The sequence below is a fragment of the Aeromonas sp. ANP5 genome (assembly GCF_963870295.1).
Classification (GTDB): Bacteria; Pseudomonadota; Gammaproteobacteria; order Enterobacterales; family Aeromonadaceae; genus Aeromonas; species Aeromonas veronii.
Window position 1 is genome coordinate 18,498 of record NZ_CAWMRY010000017.1, and the last position, 18,271, is coordinate 36,768.

Here is an 18,271-nt window from a genome sequence, read left to right on the forward strand (position 1 = left end):
AGATATGGCTTACAGTGAAAAAGTAATCGACCACTACGAGAATCCTCGCAACGTCGGTGGTTTCGACAAGAATGATCCCAGCGTTGCAACCGGCATGGTCGGTGCGCCCGCCTGTGGCGACGTGATGAAGCTGCAATTGAAGATCAGCGATGAAGGCATCATCGAAGATGCCAAGTTCAAGACCTACGGCTGCGGTTCCGCCATCGCCTCCAGCTCCCTGGTGACCGAATGGGTCAAGGGCAAGACCCTGGACGAAGCGGCTGGCATCAAGAACACAGATATCGCTGAAGAGTTGGCCCTGCCACCGGTGAAGATCCACTGCTCCATTCTGGCTGAGGACGCCATCAAGGCCGCTATCGCCGATTACAAGCAGAAGAAAGGTCTCTAAGCGCCGGAGAGCAGTATGGCTATTACCATGACAGATGCCGCCGCGGCACGGGTTTCCTCTTTTCTGGCTAACCGGGGCAAGGGCATTGGCCTGCGCCTCGGCGTCAAAACCACCGGCTGCTCCGGTCTGGCCTACGTGCTTGAGTTCGTTGATGAACTGACCGATGAGGATCAGGTGTTCGAGCAGCAGGGCGTCAAGATTATTGTCGATGCCAAGAGCCTGATCCATCTGGATGGCACCGAGCTGGATTTCGTCAAGGAGGGCCTCAACGAGGGCTTCCAGTTCAACAATCCCAACGCCAAAGGCGAGTGTGGTTGCGGCGAAAGCTTCAGTGTCTGAGATGTTTGACGTCAATGATCCTTCGTCTGTGGTTGAACGGGTCTCCATGACCCGTTCAACCACATCTCATTTGCCAGGGGCGAGTGAGGTTGTGGCGAACGTTTCCAAGAGGTTTGCATGAATCATTTCGAGCTGTTTGGGCTGGTTGAAGGCTTCGAGCTCGATACCCGTCAGTTGGCTGATACCTACCGCCAGCTGCAAACCCAATTCCATCCTGATCGTTTTGCCACCGCCCCCGAACGGGAGCAGCTGGCTGCGGTGCAACGTGCCGCTCAGATCAACGAAGCATTCATCACCCTCAAGGCGCCGCTGCGCCGTGCAGAATATCTGCTCTCCCTGCGTGGCACTGATATCCGTGGTGAACAGCAGACTCTGCAAGATACCGCGTTTCTGATGCAGCAGCTGGAGTGGCGCGAGCGTCTGGCCGATCTGAAAGATGACGCAGACCCTGAGCGCGCCATCAAGGATTTTCGCAGCGAGATCAGGCATGATCACCAGATGTTGATGCAGCAGCTGACCGAGTCTCTTGCCGCTGGCAAAGATCTCGTTGCCGCTGATTGCGTTCGCAAACTCAAGTTTGTCGACAAGCTCCTCGAAGAGCTGGAACGATTCGAAGACTCGCTTCTCGAGTCTTGATCCTTTAACGCTGGAAGTTTCATTACCCATGGCATTACTGCAAATCGCCGAACCCGGCCAGAGCGCTGTTCCTCATCAGCACAAACGTGCCGTCGGCATCGATCTCGGCACCACCAACTCTCTCGTCGCTGCGGTTCGCAGCGGTCACGCCGATACCCTTTGCGATGAGCAAGGGCGCGACCTGCTCCCGTCAGTGGTGCACTATCAAAGCGACACCATTCGGGTCGGAATTGATGCCAAGCGTGAAGCGGCACTCGATCCTCACAACACCATCGTCTCGGTCAAACGGATGATGGGCAAGGCGCTGGCCGATATCGATACCCGCCAACAGCCTTACCAGTTTGTTGCTGCCGACAATGGCATGCCGCAACTGCAAACCCGTCAGGGGCTGGTCAATCCGGTACAGGTCTCGGCCGAAATCCTCAAAAAGCTGGCCGAGCGTGGCGCCCAGACTCTCGGGGGCGATCTCGATGGCGTGGTCATTACCGTGCCCGCCTATTTCGATGATGCCCAGCGTCAGGGGACCAAGGATGCGGCCCGTCTGGCCGGTCTGCACGTACTGCGTCTGCTCAACGAGCCGACCGCAGCCGCGATTGCCTATGGCCTTGACTCCGGTCAGGAAGGGGTGATCGCGGTTTACGATCTGGGGGGCGGCACCTTCGATATCTCCATCCTGCGTCTGCACCGCGGTGTGTTTGAAGTAATGGCGACCGGCGGCGATTCCGCCCTCGGCGGTGATGATTTTGATCACCTGCTGGCGGACTGGATCAAGGCGCAAGCGGGCCTCTCCGGCGAGCTGGATGCCCATCTGCAGCGCGAGCTGCTGGATGTGGCCGCGGCCGTCAAGCATGGTCTGACCGATGCCGAGCAGGTGGCGTGCACCTTTGCTGGCTGGCAGGGTTCAGTGAGCCGTAGCCAGTTTGATGAACTCATCACCCCGCTGGTGAAACGGACCTTGCTGGCTTGTCGCCGCGCCCTGCGCGATGCCGGTCTCGAGCAGGTGGAAGTGCTGGAAGTGGTGATGGTCGGTGGCTCCACCCGGGTGCCGCTGGTGCGTGAACTGGTGGGCGAGTTCTTCCAGCGTACGCCGCTGACCAGCATCGATCCGGACAAGGTTGTCGCCATCGGCGCCGCCATCCAGGCCGATATTCTGGTGGGCAACAAGCCCGATGCCGAGATGCTGCTGCTGGACGTTATCCCCTTGTCGCTGGGTCTGGAGACCATGGGGGGCCTCGCCGAGAAGGTGATCCCGCGCAATACCACCATTCCGGTGGCTCGTGCTCAGGAGTTCACCACCTTCAAGGATGGTCAGACCGCCATGGCCATTCACGTGGTGCAGGGCGAGCGCGAGTTGGTGGCCGATTGCCGCTCCCTGGCCCGCTTTACCCTGACCGGTATTCCGCCGATGGCAGCCGGCGCCGCCCATATTCGCGTCACCTTCCAGGTGGATGCGGATGGTCTGCTCTCGGTCAGCGCCATGGAGAAATCCTCCGGCGTGCAGGCCGAGATCCAGGTCAAGCCCTCTTACGGGCTGGCGGAGCAGGATATCCTCAACATGCTGAGCGCCTCCATCGAGAACGCCCAGCAGGATATGGATGCCCGCATGCTGGCCGAGCAGCAGGTTGAAGCCGACCGGGTGGTCGAGAGTCTCAATGCGGCGCTGGCCGCCGATGGCGATGCCCTGCTCAATGCTGCCGAACGTGCCGAGATTGATGCCGCCATCGCCCATCTGCTGACCATGCGCAACAGCGGCGCAACCCATCAAATCAAAGAAGCCATTGAGGCAGCCGATGCTGTCAGTGGCGAGTTTGCAGCCCGCAGGATGGACGCCTCCATCCGCAAGGTGCTGACCGGACAAAACGTCAACAAGGTGTAATATGCCAAAACTGATCATTCTTCCTCATCCCGTACTCTGTCCGGATGGCGCCGCCCTCGAGGGGCAAAGCGGCGAGACCATTCTGGATGTTGCGCTGCGCAATGGTATCGAAATCGAGCACGCCTGCGAGAAATCCTGTGCCTGCACTACCTGCCACTGCGTGGTGCGCGAGGGCTTTGACTCGCTCGAGCCAAGTGACGAGCTGGAAGACGACATGCTGGACAAGGCGTGGGGGCTGGAGCCGGAATCCCGTCTCAGCTGCCAGGCAAAACTGGCGGACGAGGATCTGGTGGTGGAACTGCCCAAGTACACCCTGAACCTTGCCTCTGAACGCCATTAATTACACATGAGTGAATTGCACGTGCAGCATCCTGTGGTGCTTCAGTGATATGGTGGAAGGCCGTGACCCTCGGGGGCACGGCCTTTTTTGTATTCGTTATTCTCTCTTTGCCAATAAGCTCTTTCCCATAAAGAGTGCTTATACATAGTGCCAGTAAAAAGGAAGCAAACACGATGGCTGACATGATGAAGGTAGCGTTATCCACCCAGGCTGCGGCCGCTTATTGGGGCGAGGGCGCCCAGCTCAGTTTCAATGGCGACGAGGCACTGATCCATCTTGGTGCCGCCGGTCAGGAGAAGGATGTTCTGCGCAACGTTCAGCGCGCCGCCCGTCGCCTCGAATCGAGCGGGATCAAGCGGGTGACGCTGGTCGGTGAAGGCTGGGATCTGGAGCGTCGCTACGCGTTCGCCCAGGGGTTCTACGCCGCCAAGGGAGCGCGTGAACTGGATTTTGGCCAGCAGAGCGACGCGGATGCCCGCGAGCTGGATGGCTTGCTCAAGGCGACCCGCTGGGTGCGCGAGATCACCAATGGCACCCCGGAGGAGATCTACCCCATGAGTCTGGCGGAGTCGGCGCTGCTGCTTATCCGCGGTCTGGCTGGCGACAAGGTGACCGCTCGCATCACCGCCGGTGAAGCGCTGCGCGAGTCTGGCCATATCGGGATCTGGTCGGTTGGCCGTGGCAGCGAGCGCGAGCCTGTGCTGCTGGAGCTTGACTACAACCCGACCGGTGATCGCAATGCCCCCGTGGTGGCGGCGCTGGTGGGCAAGGGGATCACTTTTGATTCCGGTGGCTACTCCATGAAGTCCTCTGACAACATGCTGCCGATGAAGTCCGACATGGGCGGCGCGGCCATGGTGACCGGTGCGCTGGCGCTGGCTATCAGCCGCGGTCTGAACCAGCGGGTGAAGCTCATTCTCTGCTGCGCCGAGAACCTGGTCTCCGGCCACGCCTTCAAGCTGGGCGACATCCTCACCTACAAGAACGGCATCTCGGTCGAGATCCAGAATACCGATGCGGAAGGTCGTCTGGTGCTGGCCGATGGCCTGATGGCGGCCTCCGACAGCGGTGCGGCTTATATCCTTGACGCAGCCACCCTGACCGGCGCCGCCAAGATGGCGCTGGGGCGCGATTATAATGCGGTGTTTGCCCTCGATGAGACCGAACAGCTGCGTGCGCTGGCCGCTGCCAAGGTGGAAAACGAACAGGCGTGGGCGCTGCCGCTGGAGCCCTGGCATGCCAGCCAGCTCACCTCGGCCTTTGCCGATCTGGGCAACGTCGCCTCGGCAGAAGGCACGGCCGGTGCCACCACGGCTGCTGCGTTCCTTTCCCGTTTCGTACGTGATGAGGGCAAGGGTTGGGTGCACCTGGATCTGGCAGCCTCTTATCAGAAATCGGGCAATGATCTCTGGGCGACCGGCGCCAAGGGGCACGGTCTGCGTACCATCGCCCGCTGGCTGCAGGAGGTGACCGCATGAATGTCTGGTTAAGTCGTGAATTTGCACCGGCCGAGTGGGGGGAGGGGGCGCTGCTCTCTCACCGTGCCGACGGCATGGTGATCCATCTGGTGACGGCCAATCCGCTGCTCGATATCCAGCAGGCGGCCCGTCGCCTCTGCCAGCAGGGGATCCAGAAAGTGACCCTGACTGGTCACTGGGAGCGTGAACAGCAGTGGGCTTTTGCCCAAGGGCTACAAACCCCCAAGGCGGAGGTGCAACTGCAGTGGGCCATGTCCTCGGAAGAGGACAGAGAGGAGCTGGAAGCGCGTTGGCTCTGCGGCCGCTGGGTGCGCGAGATGACCAATGCCACCCCGGAGCAGTTGGGCCCGCTGGAGCTGGCGGTGGAAGCGGCCTCCTTTATTACCGAGCTGGCCCCGGACAAGGTGAGTCATCGCATTTTGAAAGGCGAAGCGCTGCAACAGGCGGGCTGGGTCGGCCTCTATCAGGTGGGCCGCGGCAGTGCGCGCGAACCGGTATTGCTGGAGCTCGACTTCAACCCGGGGCGTGACCCCAAGGCGCCGGTAGCGGCAGCGCTGGTGGGCAAGGGGATCACCTTTGACTCCGGCGGCTACTCCATGAAGAGCTCCGAGGGGATGCTCACCATGAAGTGCGACATGGGTGGCGCGGCGATTGTCACCGGTGCGCTGGCGCTGGCTATGCTGCGCGGGCTCGACAAGCGGGTGAAGCTGATCCTCTGCTGCGCCGAGAACCTGGTCTCCGGCCACGCCTACAAGCTGGGCGACATCCTCACCTACAAGAACGGCACCACGGTCGAGATTGTGAATACCGACGCCGAGGGGCGGCTGGTGCTGGCCGACGGCCTGCAACTGGCGAGTGAGTCCGGCGCACCGCTGATCATCGATGCCGCGACCCTGACCGGCGCTGCTGTGATGGCGCTGGGTGGGCGCTACAATGCTCTGTTCGGTCTCGATAAAGGGCTGGTAAGCCGGGCCATGACCTATGCCGATGCCGAGCATGAGCCTTCCTGGCCGCTGCCGCTGGAGCCCTGGCACCGCCAGCAGTGCCCCTCCCATTACGCCGACACGGCCAACAGCCGTCCGGTGAAGGGGGGCGGGCCGGGTGGCGCCTCCAACGCGGCGGGTTTCCTCTCCCGTTTCGTTGCCAACGAAGGGATGGGCTGGCTGCATATCGATCTGGCCGCCTGCTTCAGTGACAACGGCGATGCTCTCTGGGCGCCGGGAGGCAATACCCTGGGGATGCGCACCATAGCGCGGGCCTTGCTGGCGGAAGCCAAATAGGCGAGACAAGGCACCTTCGGGTGCCTTTTTCATGCTGTTCGAATTGTGAACAAAAGATGGGGTTTTGGCGGCTTAAGGTAACTATCGTGCGCAAGCGCACATATTTTCCGGCTCTGCTCGGTCAAGATGAGTGTGGATGTTGATTGTAAGGGAGTGATGTTTAATAAAAAGTTGCTTGTTTGTGTGTTTTTCCGGTTTTTGTTTACGTATAATCGCCAGCGAACATGGATTCTAACAATAAAACTCTGTAGTTAAGGAAAGATATCAATGGCCATCGAACGTACCTTCTCTATCGTTAAACCGGATGCTGTCAGCAAGAACCTGATCGGTGCCATCTATAGCCGTTTCGAAAGCGCAGGCTTGAAAGTGGTGGCATCCAAAATGCTGCACATGAGCAGTGAACAGGCTGCCGGTTTCTATGCCGAGCATCAGGGCAAGCCTTTTTATGACAATCTGGTCAGCTTCATGACCTCTGGCCCTGTCATGGTGCAGGTGCTGGAAGGGGAAGACGCCATCCGTCGCAATCGCGAGATCATGGGGGCTACCAACCCGAAAGAGGCGCTGGCTGGTACCTTGCGTGCCTGTTATGCCGAGAGCATCGATCGCAACGCAGTGCATGGCTCCGATGCACCGGCATCCGCTGCCCGCGAAATTGCCTACTTCTTCTCTGACAACGAGATCTGCCCGCGCGGCTGATTTTTGTGGATGATGACCCAAGGGAGCCTCGGCTCCCTTTGTTGTTTTCGCCGTTTACGCAATATCCCTCTATTCTCCAGGTGGAAAGCCAGACCCATTATTTGTACAATGCCGCCCCCTGACGTCGTCAGCCAATAATTGATGAAGTGTTTGAACTGAGGCCATTGATGAGCGAAACAAAAATCAACCTGCTGGATCTTGATCGGGATGCCATGCGTGCCTTTTTCGTCGAACTGGGCGAGAAGCCATTCCGGGCAGATCAGGTCATGAAGTGGATCTATCACTTTGGGTGTGATGATTTCGATCAGATGACCAACGTCAACAAGGTGCTCAAAGAGCGCCTCAAGGCGATCGCCGAGATCAAGGCGCCCGAGATCAGCCGCGAGCAGCGCTCTGCCGATGGCACCATCAAGTGGGCTCTGCAGGTGGGCGATCAGGAGGTAGAGACCGTCTACATCCCGGAAGATGACCGCGCGACCCTCTGCGTCTCCTCTCAAGTTGGCTGTGCGCTGGAGTGCAAGTTCTGCTCCACGGCTCAACAAGGCTTCAACCGCAATCTGAAAGTCTCCGAGATCATCGGTCAGGTGTGGCGTGCGGCCCGCGTGGTCGGTGGCAAGCGTCCCATCACCAATGTGGTGATGATGGGGATGGGCGAGCCGCTGCTCAACCTCGCCAATGTGGTGCCCGCCATGCGTCTGATGATGGATGACTACGGCTTTGGCATCTCCAAGCGCCGGGTGACCATCTCCACCTCTGGCGTGGTACCTGCGCTGGACAAGCTGGGTGACCAGATCGACGTGGCGCTGGCTATCTCCCTGCACGCCCCGAACGACAAGTTGCGTTCAGAGATCATGCCGATCAACGACAAGTACAACATCGAGGAGTTCCTCGCAGGTGTCCGTCGTTACCTGGCCAAATCCAATGCCAACGGTGGTCGGGTGACCGTCGAGTATGTGCTGCTCGATCATATCAATGACGATATGCAGCATGCTCACGAGCTGGCCAAGGTGCTCAAGGACACTCCGAGCAAGATCAACCTGATCCCGTTCAACCCCTTCCCGGGCAACCCTTACGGCAAGCCGAGCAACAGCCGTATCGATCGCTTCTCCAAGGTGCTGATGGAGTACGGTTTCACCGTGATTGTCCGCAAGACCCGTGGTGATGACATCGATGCCGCCTGTGGTCAGCTGGTGGGTGACGTGATTGACCGTACCAAGCGAACTATCAAAAATCGGATGCAACAGGATGGGATTTCCGTCAAAATGGTTTAAATGCTAAGCCATTGTATAGACAGGGAATGGATACACGTACATTGATCGTAGTGGCAGCGCTCTGCGCGCTGCCAGGCTGTGTGACCGAGACCACTTACGCTGGCCAGAATTCGACCCAGCGTGAAGTGGGTCCTGACCTCAAGGCGGCTGCCCAAACCCGCCTCGACCTGGGTATCCAGTACCTGCGTCAGGGCAATGCCGAGCAGGCCAAGTTCAATCTTGACCGCGCCCTCCAGTATGACCCCTCCAACCCCCAGATCCAGATCGGTTTTGCCTACTTTTACCAGAAGGTAGGAGATTTCAAGGCAGCCGAGACCCATTACAAGAACGCCCTTGCCATGGATCCGTCCAATGCTGACGCAATGAACAACTATGGTGCCTTCCTCTGTGATCGCGGCAGGTATGCCGAGGCAGATCAGGCGTTCAACCAGGCTGTTATTCAGCCAGGCTATGTAAAAATTGCCGATACCTATGAAAATGCGGCACTTTGTGCGCTGCAAAATCGCAGAAATGATAAAGCAGGCGAGTACTATCGCCTGGCCTTGGGGTATAATCCCCGCAATCCAGGGTTATTGCTGGACTTGGCCGAGCTTTCCATGAAAGATGGCAAGCTGCCTGATGTGCAGTCCTACCTCGCCCGTTTTGCCGATGTGTCAGACGAGAACGAGGAGAGTCTCTGGTTGAGACTTCGGCTGGCACAGGCGATGGACAAGCCGGCATTACTTCACCAATTCGGGACTGAGCTGGTAAGGCAATATCCCACTTCGCAACAAGCCAAGCGTTATTTAGCCAATGACTATTGAACAGCAACACGATTTCCAAGACGACTCCCAGGCAGTAGGCCCAGGCCAATTGCTGCGCAACGCCCGTGAACAGCTTGGCTGGACACGAGAACAGGTTGCGTCCCGCATTCACCTTCGTCTGACCCTGATCGCCGCTATCGAATCGGATACCTACGACAAGCACACCTCCCATACCTTTATTCGGGGCTATCTGCGTACCTATGCCAAGCTGGTCGGGATCCCCGACGAGACCATTCTGGCTGCTTACGACAAGCTGGGTCTGACTCCTCCCGACAATATAGACATGCAGAGCTTCTCCCGTCGCTCCCGCCAGCAAGCCAACGACAGTCGGCTCAAGGTGGTGACCTGGCTGGTGATCCTGGTGTTGATTGCGCTCTCGGTCGCCTGGTGGTGGCAGAGTACTTCACGCCGCTCCGCCGGTGATGAAGCGCTGGCAGCCACCGAGATGAGTGCAACCGGTTCGACTCCGGCTGAACCTGCCATCACGCCGCCCGATGCGATCAACACCGCCCCGGTGGAAGGCGCAGCCAACGCACCGGCAGCCACGGACGTGATTGCCCCTGCGGTGGTCTCCGATGCGACGGCTACCCTGGCGCCTGCTTCAGCGGCTATTGCCCCGAACGATGTCAGCGCGGCTGTCGGCACTGCGACCGATGCTGCGGTATCCGGCGCCAATGGCACTGAATCTGAAGAGGCTGTCGTTGATCCGGCGACTGCGCCGCAACTGAAGATGAGCTTCACCGCCGATTGCTGGCTGGATGTGAAGGATGCCAACGGCAAGACCCTGTTCAGTGGTCTGAAGAAGGCCAACGACGAGCTGGTGCTGGAAGGCGCCGAGCCCCTGAAGTTCATCATTGGCGCGCCCATGGCCGTCAAGCTTGACTACAAGGGTCAGTCGTTTGATATGAGCCGTTACAACAACGGTCGTACAGCCCGCTTCTCACTGCCGCAGGAGTAATCTGTTTCCCATGTCTTCTCACGAATCACCCATCATTCGTCGTAAATCCAGACAGATCATGGTTGGTAATGTACCGGTTGGGGGCGATGCCCCCATTACCGTGCAGACCATGACCAATACCAAGACCACAGATGTCGCCGCCACCATCGAGCAGATCCAGCGGATCGAGCGGGTCGGTGCCGATATCGTCCGTGTCTCCGTGCCCACCATGGAAGCGGCGGAAGCCTTCCGGCTCATCAAACAGCAGACCCGCATCCCCATCGTTGCCGATATCCACTTCGACTATCGCATCGCCCTGAAAGTGGCCGAGTACGGTGCCGATTGCCTGCGTATCAACCCGGGCAACATCGGTAACGAGCAGCGGGTGCGCTCGGTGGTCGATTGCGCGCGCGACCTCAATATTCCGATCCGTATCGGGGTCAATGGCGGGTCGCTGGAGAAAGATATCCAGGAGAAGTACGGCGAGCCGACCCCAGAGGCGCTGGTAGAGTCCGCCATGCGTCACGTGGACTATCTCGATCGTCTCGATTTCCAGGACTTCAAGGTGAGCGTCAAGGCCTCCGATGTGTTTCTGGCAGTCGGTGCCTATCGCCTGCTGGCCAAGCAGATTGAACAGCCGCTGCACCTTGGCATCACCGAAGCGGGCGGTTTCCGTGCCGGCGCGGTGAAGTCTGCCATCGGTCTGGGTATGCTGCTTACCGACGGCATCGGCGATACCCTGCGTATCTCGCTGGCGGCGGATCCGGTGGAGGAGGTAAAGGTAGGTTTCGATATCCTCAAATCCCTGCGTATTCGCTCCCGTGGCATCAACTTTATCGCTTGCCCATCCTGCTCACGGCAGGAGTTCGATGTGATCGCTACCGTCAACGCGCTGGAAGAGCGGCTCGAAGACATCATCACCCCGATGGATGTTTCCATCATCGGCTGTGTGGTGAATGGGCCGGGCGAAGCGCTGGTCTCCGACCTTGGTCTGGCAGGTGCCGCCAACAAGAGTGCCTTCTATGAAGGGGGCCAGCGGGTCGATCGGCTCGACAACAAGGATCTCATTCCAACTCTGGAGCGCCGCATTCGCGCCCGCGCCGCCATGCTGGATCCCGCCAACCGGATCCCGATGGACAAGGAGTGAGCGAAACGGGGCCACATTGGGTGGCCCTTTTTCCAGGTGACTGATTTTAAATCCCGCATCCGGATTCCCTGATTTTACCTTGGGGGGGAAAATCCCTATAATGCGGCCAAATTTTACCTCTTTTTCTCGAGTATCAACGTGGCAAAACAGATCCAAGCTATTCGCGGTATGAATGATTGCCTGCCGGAGCAGAGCCCGGTATGGCAGAAGGTTGAACAGATCCTGCGCCAGGTCGTTGCCAGCTATGGCTACAGCGAAGTGCGCATGCCGATTGTCGAGCAGACTCATCTGTTCAAGCGCGCCATCGGTGAAGTGACCGACGTGGTCGAAAAAGAGATGTACACCTTTGAAGACCGTAACGGCGACAGCCTGAGCCTGCGTCCGGAAGGGACCGCCAGCTGCGTCCGTGCCGGTATCGAACACGGTCTGCTCTACAACCAGGAACGCCGGATGTGGTACATGGGCCCCATGTTCCGTCACGAGCGTCCCCAGAAGGGCCGTTATCGCCAGTTCCACCAGTTCGGTGTCGAGCTGTTTGGCATCAACGGGCCGGACATTGACGCTGAGCTGATCATGCTGACCCACCGTCTGTGGCGTCTGTTTGGCATCAGCGAGCATGTCACCCTGCAGCTCAACACCCTGGGTCAGAGCGCCGAGCGTGCCGCTTACCGCGATGCGCTGGTGGCCTATCTGGAGCAGTACAAGGAGCAGCTGGACGAAGAGAGCCAGCGCCGCATGTACAGCAACCCGCTGCGGGTGCTCGACTCCAAGGATGAAAAGGTGCAGGCCATTTTGGCGGGTGCCCCGCGTCTGTTCGACCATCTGGGCGAAGAGAGCCTGGCCCACTTCGAGGGGCTCAAGCGCCTGCTCGAGTCTGCCGGTATCAAATACGAAGTGAACGAGCGTCTGGTGCGTGGTCTTGACTACTACAACCTGACCGTGTTCGAGTGGGTCACCAGCAGTCTGGGTGCCCAGGGCACCGTCTGTGCCGGTGGCCGCTACGATGGTCTGGTAGAGCAGTTGGGCGGTCAACCGACCCCGGCCGTGGGCTTTGCCATGGGCATGGAGCGTCTGGTGCTGATGCTGGAAACTCTCGAGCTCAACGCCGATATCCGCCCGGCGGTGGATGTCTATCTGGCGATGGTGGGCGAGGGGACCGAGCAGGCTGGCTTCCAGCTGGCCGAGCGTCTGCGCGATGCCCTGCCGGACCTGCGCCTCATGAGCCACTGCGGTGGTGGCAACTTCAAGAAACAACTCAAACGTGCCGACAAGAGCGGTGCGGCAATCGCCCTGATCCTTGGTGAGACCGAGGTGCAAAACGGGGAGATCACTATCAAATATCTGCGTGGTCAGGCCGAGCAACAGACCGTCAAGGTTGACGCCGCCATTGCCCTGCTGGCAGCCAAAGGAGAGTAAGCTGTGGAAGTCTATACCACCGAAGAACAACAGGTTGAGGTTATCAAGGAGTGGTGGAAAGAGAACGGAACCTCGGTGATTGCCGGGACCGTGATCGGTCTGGTCGGTCTGTTCGGCTGGCGCTATTACAACCAGCACCAGCAAGAGACCATGGAGGCCTCCTCCCACTCTTACAACCAGGTGATTGAGCAGCTGGCCAAGGGCGATGCCGCCGCTTTCGAGCAGGCACAGCAGTTTGTCACCGCCAACAAGGGTGACTCCTACGGTGAACTGGCCGCGTTGCAACTGGCTGCCGCTGCCGTCAAGGCGGGCAAGCTGGATCTGGCTGCCGAGCAGCTGGAGCTGGTGGCGACCACGGGTGACGAGAGCATTCGTCCCATCGCGGCGCTGCGTCTGGCCCGTGTGCTGAATGATCAGGGCAAGGCAGATGAAGCGCTGGCCAAGCTGGCAACCATCCAGAATGAGGCCTTCAAGGCGCAGGTAGCCGAAGCCCGTGGTGATGTGCTGCAAAAGCAGGGCAAGACCGAAGAGGCTCGTGATGCCTATCAGGCGGCGGCGGATGCCGGCGGCCTGCAGGGTAGCGCCGAGCTCAAGCTGAAAATGGACGATCTGGCCCTGCCGGCCGTTGCGACTGGTGAGGCACCGGATGCGTAATCTATTCAAGATGGTGGCGCTGGGGGCTGCGGTCTCCTTCGCTCTGCAGGGTTGCTCCCTGTTCAGTTCCGAAGAGGATCTCAACCCGATGGCGCCGCTGCCCAAGGTTGAATCTGCCTTCACTGCCGACACCGCATGGTCATCTACTGTGGGTGATGGCATCGGTGACTTCTACTCCCAGCTCAAGCCGGTGGTTGAAGAGGATCGTATCTATGCGGCGGCCCGCGACGGCGATGTCAGCGCCTTTGACCGTGCCAGTGGCGATCGCCTCTGGACTGTCGATCTGGCCGACCTGCCGGTCAACGCCGACAAGCGCAGCGCCCGCCTCTCCGGTGGTCTGGTCTCCCGTTACGGCAAGCTGTTCCTCGGCTCCGAGAACGGGGTGGTCTACGCCCTGAACGAAGAGAACGGTGAAGTGCTCTGGCAGACCAATGTGCCCGGCGAAGTGGTGGCAAGCCCTGCGGTGGAAGATGGCCGTGTGGTGGTGTTGACCACCTCCGGTCGCCTGATCGCCCTCGACACTGATGAAGGCAAGATGCAGTGGTCGCTCTCCGAAGAGCAGCCGCCGCTGACCCTGCGCAGTGCCGGTGCACCGGTGATCACCAACGGCGCCGTGATTTACGGTCGTGCCGATGGCAAGGTGGGCATCGCCCTGCTGAGCAATGGCCAGCCTGTGCGCCAGTCCAAGGTGGCTGATCCGCGCGGTGCTACCGAGCTGGACCGCATGGTTGACGTCGATGCCAGCCCGCTGATCGCCGGTGATGAGCTCTACGCCATCGCCTACAACGGTCAGTTGATGGCGCGTAAACTGATGACCGGCGATGAAGTGTGGAAGCGCAAGTATTCCGGCTATCGCGATCTGGCGATGACCGGAAATGCCATCGTGCTGACCGATAGTCGCAGCCACCTGTTTGCCATCGACCGTCGCAACGGTCTGGAGCTGTGGTCCAACACCCAGCTGGAAAATCGTACCGTCACTGCACCTGTCATCTTCGGTGACTATGTGGTGGTGGGTGATGTGGAAGGATACCTGTATTGGCTTGATCGTACCGACGGTACCATCAAGGCGATGCAGCAGCTCGATAGCAGTGGTCTCTACGCCGCCCCGCTGGTGGATGGCGAGACCCTGTATGTGCAGAGCCGTGACGGCAAGTTGTACGCCCTCAAGCGTCCTTGATCGTCCGATAATGTGAATATCCGGCTCCTGGTCTTCGGACCCGGAGCCTTTGTCGTCTTGAGAATGAGGCTTTTATGACTCCTGTAGTAGCCCTGGTGGGCCGCCCCAACGTGGGGAAATCCACCCTGTTTAACCGCTTGACCCGTACTCGGGATGCCTTGGTTGCCGATTTTCCCGGTCTGACCCGGGACCGTAAATACGGTCAGGCGAAGTTGGGCGAGCTGGAATTTATCGTGGTCGATACCGGCGGTATCGATGGCACCGAAGAGGGGATCGAGCTGAAGATGGCCGAGCAATCCCTGCTGGCCATCGAAGAAGCGGACGTCGTGCTGTTCATGGTGGATGCCCGTGCCGGTCTGACCGCGGCGGATCAAGCTATTGCCGAGCACCTGCGCAAGGCCCACAAGAAGGTATTTCTGGTGGCCAACAAGACCGACGGTATCGACGGTGATTCCGCGGTCTCCGAGTTCTACGGTCTGGCGCTGGGCGAGGTTTACCAGATCGCGGCCGCCCACGGTCGTGGCGTGCTGAGCCTGCTGGAACTGGCCCTGGCTCCCCATCTGGAGACCCTGGTCGACTCCGCTACCGATGAAGATGCGCAGGATGAGGAAGAGGAGGACTTCGACGAAGAAGCCCTGCTGCGCATGGTGGCTGCCGGTGAACTCGATACCAAAGAGGACACCAAGGAGACCCCGTTCGCCGACCTGCCTATCAAGTTCGCCATCGTTGGTCGTCCCAACGTCGGTAAATCGACCCTGACCAACCGCATGCTGGGTGAAGATCGGGTCATCGTCTATGACATGCCCGGCACCACTCGTGACTCCGTTTACATTCCTATGGAGCGTGACGAGCAGAAGTATGTGGTCATCGATACCGCCGGTGTGCGTCGTCGTGGCAAGGTGCACGAGACGGTTGAGAAGTTCTCCGTTATCAAGACCCTGAAAGCCATCGAAGACGCCAACGTCTGCCTGCTGGTGATCGACGCCCAGGAGACCATCACCGATCAGGACTTGAGCATCCTTGGCTATGTGCTCCACGCCGGTCGCTCCGTGGTGCTGGTGGTGAACAAGTGGGATGGTCTGGATCAGAAGGTGAAAGAGGATGTGAAGAACGAGCTGGATCGTCGCTTGGGCTTCATCGACTTCGCCCGCGTTCACTTCATCTCCGCCCTGCACGGCAGCGGTGTCGGCCATCTGTTTGAATCCATTCAGGAGGCTTACCAGTCCGCCACCCGTCGTACCAGCACGGCCATGCTGACCCGCATCATGCAGATGGCGCAGGAAGATCACCAGCCGCCGATGGTCAATGGTCGCCGCGTCAAGCTCAAGTATGCCCACGCCGGTGGCTACAACCCGCCGCGCATCGTGATCCACGGCAACCAGCTGAACGACTTGCCGGACTCCTACAAGCGGTATCTGATCAACTACTTCCGCAAGTCCCTCAAGATCATGGGCTCGCCGATCCGGGTCGAGTTCCAGGAGTCGGTCAACCCGTTTGAAGGCAAGAAGAACACCATGACCCTGAGTCAGGAACGTCAGCGCAAACGCCTGCTGAAAATGAAGAAGAAATAAGTCCTTGCGGCTGCCCTCACCGGCAGCCGCTTTGTTATCCTCGCCACGTTAAGGTGAGGAATAAGGGGAGGGGGATCTGCCATGGAACAAGACCATGGCAGATCCACTTTCGAGGAGTTGATTATGGAAGCCCTGCTTTGTCCATCATGCCAGGCTGAACTGGATACCCGCAGCAAGGAGCAAACCTGTGGCCAGTGCCAGGCCCCTGTTCGCGTCACGGCCATCTGCCCCACCTGCCAACAGGAGCTGGAGCGTCTCAAGGCGTGCGGCGCAGTGGATTACTTCTGCAACCACTGCAACTCGCTGATCTCCAAGCGGACGGTACAGTTCAAGGCGGCGCTGGTGTAAGACGATAATCAGGTGAGAAAGAAGATAAAAAAACCCGGCGAATGCCGGGTTTATGCTGTGTGCTCTGCAATAAGCAGGGTATAGGATCGATTTCTGCGCCACAGGTTGCGCTTGATGTCATTAAGCTTGAGTTTGCGTCTGGGGCTCCAGCTGCACTTCGCTTTTCTGACCAGACTGATTTTTCTACGTTTTTGCATCTTGGTCTCCTCCCAACTCAGGTGGCCATCCCGGCCTTGGGTCATTGATGGAGCCCATCCGAAATTGCTGTTATTTAATCTCGCAACATAATGAAAACAATGCGATTTCGGATAGGCTCCGATGTGAATCGATGGTAACAGAGAAGTTTGTGTGAAAACAGCCGAATAATGGCTGGTTAGCGCATGGTGATCTGATTGACCACTTCGGCGATGGCGGTGGGGCGCTCGGCCAGCTCGGGCTCGCTGTCGTTGTCGAGACTCTCCCGCTGATGTGCCTTCTGCTGCTCGTTGTCGAGCCAGAGCAGACTCTGGTAATACTGGCGCACGTTGTTAACATAGTTGCGCGCCTCGCTGCCACGGGCATAGCCATAACGCACCTTGCGGTGCCAGCGCGCTTGCTGTAGCAGCGGCAGCACCTCTTTCACGTCGCTCCAGGCGTCAGGATTCTTGCCGAGCTCTTTGGTCAGGCGGCGGGCGTCCATCATGTGGCCGTAACCGATGTTGTAGGCGGTGAGGGCAAACCACACCTTCTCGTCATCGGGCACCGAATCCGGCACCTTCTCCATCATCTGTTGCAGATAGAGGGAGCCACCTTTGATGCTCTCTTCCGGATGAAGCCGGTCGTTGACTCCCATCGCCTTGGCAGTGGGCTCGGTCAGCATCATCATGCCGCGCACGCCGGTGTAGGAGCGGGCCTGCGGGTCCCAGTGGGACTCCTGATAGCTGATGGCGGCGAGCAGACGCCAGTCGATATTCTTGGCGTGAGTCTGGAACAGCGGCTGGTACTTGGGCAGCAGGCTCTTGGCGCGCTTGAGGAAGGTGCGGGTATCGACAAAGTCGAAGTTCTGCACGTGGCCGAAGTACTTCTCGTCCAGCTTGGCGATGGCACCATCCATAAAGCGCTGACCGAAGAAGTCGATCACGCTGGCATAGAGGCTGTCATCGGGCAGCTTGCTCATGGCCCAGGCAACGGTCTGCTTCTGGGCCAGGGTCAGCCCCTCGGTGAGCTCCGGGTAGTAGCGCTGGGTACGGGCCAGCACGGTATCCTGCACCACCGTGTAGTCAATCTTGCCATCCACCACCTGCTTGAGCAGCTCCTCCACATCGGCGTTGTCGCTGGTGCTCCAGGCTAGTTTCGGATTTTCTTTGCTCATCTCTTTGAGCAGATCTTCCCCGGTGGAGCCGGCGGCCACCACCAGCTTGCCCTTGATATCGTTTAACGAGGCAGGCTTGGGTTTGCCGTTGCGGTAGACCAGTTTGGGAGAGACCTGGTAGAAGCCTGGGCCGAAGCGAAACAGCTCGCGCCGCTCTGGGGTGACCATGATGGCGGCAGCCGCCAGATCGAGTTTGCCCTTTTTCAGCAGGGTGACCAGTTGGTCAGTGGTGTCGACTGGGATGATGGTGAGTTTCACCCCCAACCAGTCGGCATAATTTTGCGCCAGCTCGTAATCGAACCCCTGGGCGAGGTCGTCACGCTGGTAATAGGAGGTGGGACCATAGATGGTGCCAACCCGGATCTCGCCTCGCTGGCGGATCTGCTCCAGCTGGCTGGAGGGGCTATAGAAGTCGCAGCCAACCAGTGTCAGCGTCAACAACAGCCCGATAAACAGTCGAAAAATGCAGCGCAAGTAGGTGAGTACCTTTGTTGAAAAAATCGGCATTTGTCAAAAAAGAGGCACCTTTATACCAGAGAGTGTGCGCAGAGTCACACTGCACG

19 protein-coding genes are annotated in these 18,271 nt (G+C 59.1%); 17 read left to right on the forward strand and 2 right to left on the reverse strand.

Annotation, left to right across the window (positions count from 1 at the left end; genetic code table 11):
- The first annotated feature begins 4 nt into the window (after positions 1–4).
- The 17 genes from iscU to AACT07_RS11395 all read left to right on the forward strand — a co-directional run bounded on the left by iscU (position 5) and on the right by AACT07_RS11395 (position 16,357).
- A complete protein-coding gene (iscU, locus tag AACT07_RS11315) occupies positions 5–388 on the forward strand; it encodes a Fe-S cluster assembly scaffold IscU (protein ID WP_005333813.1) in 384 nt (127 codons plus the stop codon).
- Between the two features lie 15 nt (positions 389–403).
- Positions 404–727, forward strand: coding sequence for an iron-sulfur cluster assembly protein IscA (gene iscA, locus AACT07_RS11320; RefSeq protein ID WP_005333812.1), 324 nt, complete (start codon positions 404–406; stop codon positions 725–727).
- A gap of 117 nt (positions 728–844) precedes the next feature.
- A complete protein-coding gene (hscB, locus tag AACT07_RS11325; protein WP_069527788.1) occupies positions 845–1,363 on the forward strand; it encodes a co-chaperone HscB in 519 nt (172 codons plus the stop codon).
- A gap of 28 nt (positions 1,364–1,391) precedes the next feature.
- Positions 1,392–3,239, forward strand: a complete 1,848-nt coding sequence (gene hscA, locus AACT07_RS11330) for a Fe-S protein assembly chaperone HscA (RefSeq protein WP_069527790.1) — start codon at positions 1,392–1,394, stop codon at positions 3,237–3,239.
- 1 nt (position 3,240) lies between these two features.
- Entirely contained in the window at positions 3,241–3,579 is a 339-nt protein-coding gene (fdx, locus tag AACT07_RS11335; RefSeq protein ID WP_005333808.1) for an ISC system 2Fe-2S type ferredoxin, read from the forward strand.
- Between the two features lie 173 nt (positions 3,580–3,752).
- Positions 3,753–5,057, forward strand: coding sequence for an aminopeptidase PepB (gene pepB / locus AACT07_RS11340; protein WP_069527792.1), 1,305 nt, complete (start codon positions 3,753–3,755; stop codon positions 5,055–5,057).
- Complete coding sequence (gene pepB, locus AACT07_RS11345) at positions 5,054–6,337, forward strand: aminopeptidase PepB (RefSeq protein WP_069527794.1); 1,284 nt, start codon at positions 5,054–5,056, stop codon at positions 6,335–6,337. Before pepB (AACT07_RS11340) ends, pepB (AACT07_RS11345) begins: the two co-directional genes overlap by 4 nt.
- A gap of 267 nt (positions 6,338–6,604) precedes the next feature.
- Positions 6,605–7,033: a nucleoside-diphosphate kinase gene (gene ndk, locus AACT07_RS11350; protein WP_005333805.1), complete on the forward strand. Its 429-nt coding sequence runs from the start codon at positions 6,605–6,607 to the stop codon at positions 7,031–7,033.
- 167 nt (positions 7,034–7,200) lie between these two features.
- Positions 7,201–8,304 carry a bifunctional tRNA (adenosine(37)-C2)-methyltransferase TrmG/ribosomal RNA large subunit methyltransferase RlmN gene (locus AACT07_RS11355; protein WP_005344856.1) on the forward strand — a complete coding sequence of 368 codons (1,104 nt, stop codon included), beginning with the start codon at positions 7,201–7,203 and terminating at the stop codon, positions 8,302–8,304.
- Positions 8,305–8,315: 11 nt separating this feature from the next.
- On the forward strand, positions 8,316–9,107 hold the full coding sequence (tapF, locus tag AACT07_RS11360) for a PilW family type IVa pilus biogenesis/stability lipoprotein TapF (RefSeq protein WP_085943024.1): 792 nt from the start codon (positions 8,316–8,318) through the stop codon (positions 9,105–9,107).
- A complete protein-coding gene (gene rodZ / locus AACT07_RS11365; RefSeq protein WP_069527795.1) occupies positions 9,097–10,065 on the forward strand; it encodes a cytoskeleton protein RodZ in 969 nt (322 codons plus the stop codon). The genes tapF and rodZ overlap by 11 nt, the downstream gene beginning before the upstream one ends.
- 10 nt (positions 10,066–10,075) lie before the next feature.
- Complete coding sequence (gene ispG / locus AACT07_RS11370; protein WP_005333801.1) at positions 10,076–11,191, forward strand: flavodoxin-dependent (E)-4-hydroxy-3-methylbut-2-enyl-diphosphate synthase; 1,116 nt, start codon at positions 10,076–10,078, stop codon at positions 11,189–11,191.
- A gap of 138 nt (positions 11,192–11,329) precedes the next feature.
- Positions 11,330–12,607: a histidine--tRNA ligase gene (gene hisS, locus AACT07_RS11375; protein WP_005351051.1), complete on the forward strand. Its 1,278-nt coding sequence runs from the start codon at positions 11,330–11,332 to the stop codon at positions 12,605–12,607.
- Positions 12,608–12,610: 3 nt separating this feature from the next.
- Positions 12,611–13,261 (forward strand): YfgM family protein, encoded by a 651-nt coding sequence (locus tag AACT07_RS11380; protein ID WP_069527797.1) that lies wholly within the window; start codon positions 12,611–12,613, stop codon positions 13,259–13,261.
- Positions 13,254–14,438 (forward strand): outer membrane protein assembly factor BamB, encoded by a 1,185-nt coding sequence (gene bamB / locus AACT07_RS11385; protein ID WP_005333796.1) that lies wholly within the window; start codon positions 13,254–13,256, stop codon positions 14,436–14,438. The genes AACT07_RS11380 and bamB overlap by 8 nt, the downstream gene beginning before the upstream one ends.
- Before the next feature lie 74 nt (positions 14,439–14,512).
- Positions 14,513–16,009 carry a ribosome biogenesis GTPase Der gene (gene der / locus AACT07_RS11390; protein ID WP_005333794.1) on the forward strand — a complete coding sequence of 499 codons (1,497 nt, stop codon included), beginning with the start codon at positions 14,513–14,515 and terminating at the stop codon, positions 16,007–16,009.
- A 123-nt stretch (positions 16,010–16,132) separates the two neighbouring features.
- Positions 16,133–16,357 carry a zinc ribbon domain-containing protein gene (locus AACT07_RS11395; protein WP_005344872.1) on the forward strand — a complete coding sequence of 75 codons (225 nt, stop codon included), beginning with the start codon at positions 16,133–16,135 and terminating at the stop codon, positions 16,355–16,357.
- A gap of 50 nt (positions 16,358–16,407) precedes the next feature.
- Here AACT07_RS11395 and AACT07_RS11400 read toward each other — a convergent pair whose 3' ends face one another.
- A complete protein-coding gene (locus AACT07_RS11400; RefSeq protein ID WP_227273859.1) occupies positions 16,408–16,554 on the reverse strand; it encodes a hypothetical protein in 147 nt (48 codons plus the stop codon).
- Between the two features lie 176 nt (positions 16,555–16,730).
- Positions 16,731–18,215, reverse strand: a complete 1,485-nt coding sequence (gene mltF / locus AACT07_RS11405; RefSeq protein ID WP_005344877.1) for a membrane-bound lytic murein transglycosylase MltF — start codon at positions 18,213–18,215, stop codon at positions 16,731–16,733.
- Between the last annotated feature and the right edge of the window lie 56 nt (positions 18,216–18,271).